Source organism: Halomonas sp. DP4Y7-1, from assembly GCF_019800705.1.
Taxonomy (GTDB): Bacteria; Pseudomonadota; Gammaproteobacteria; order Pseudomonadales; family Halomonadaceae; genus Halomonas; species Halomonas litopenaei_A.
This window is the reverse complement of sequence record NZ_JAHVKS010000030.1, coordinates 1-977: the sequence shown is the minus strand read 5'-3', so window position 1 is coordinate 977 and position 977 is coordinate 1. Positions and strand designations below refer to the sequence as shown.

The following is a 977-nucleotide window of genomic DNA, read 5'->3' as shown; positions in this document are numbered from 1 at the left end:
CCGAGCGATGCACTCACCGATGGCGACTATAGCGTCGCGGCGGTGATTACCGACGCTGCCGGTAATAGCTCCGCTGCCTCCAGCAGCGTCGACTTCACGGTGGATGCCACCAGTCCTGGTGGCGACGCCGGTACCGACGCCCCGACGCTGGCGATTGCTGAGGCCGCGGATGGCATCAACGCTGCTGAGCTGTCCGATGGGGTTCAGGCCAGCGTTGGTCTGACCGCCGGCACCCAGGCCGGTGACACCATTACCCTGCAGATCGATAACGCGGACGACGTGACCTATACCGTGACGACGGACGACGTCGACGCAGGTAGCGCCACGGTGGTGATTCCGAGCGATGCACTCACCGATGGCGACTATAGCGTCGCGGCGGTGATTACCGACGCTGCCGGTAATAGCTCCGCTGCCTCCAGCAGCGTCGACTTCACGGTGGATGCCACTAGTCCTGGTGGCGACGCCGGCACCGACGCCCCGACGCTGGCAATCGCCGAGGCTTCAGATGACACGGTCAACGCCGCTGAGCTGTCCGATGGGGTTCAGGCCAGCGTTGGTCTGACCGCCGGCACCCAGGCCGGTGACACCATTACCCTGCAGATCGATAACGCGGACGACGTGACCTATACCGTGACGGCGGACGACGTCTCTAATGGTAGCGCCACGGTGGTGATCCCGAGCGATGCACTCACCGATGGTGACTATAGCGTCGCCGCGGTGATTACCGACGCTGCCGGTAATAGCTCTGCTGCCTCCAGCAGTGTCGACTTCACGGTGGATGCCACCAGTCCTGGTGGCGACGCCGGTACCGACGCCCCGACGCTGGCGATTGCTGAGGCCGCGGATGGCATCAACGCTGCTGAGCTGTCCGATGGGGTTCAGGCCAGCGTTGGTCTGACCGCCGGCACCCAGGCCGGTGACACTATTACCCTGCAGATCGATAACGCGGACGACGTGACCTATACCGTGACGACGGA

At 64.3% G+C, this 977-nt stretch carries 1 protein-coding gene; it reads left to right on the top strand.

What is annotated here, in order from left to right; translation table 11 throughout:
- Positions 1-977 (top strand): Ig-like domain-containing protein (locus KUV72_RS19695; RefSeq protein ID WP_222239516.1); only part of this gene is annotated, 977 nt, incomplete at both ends.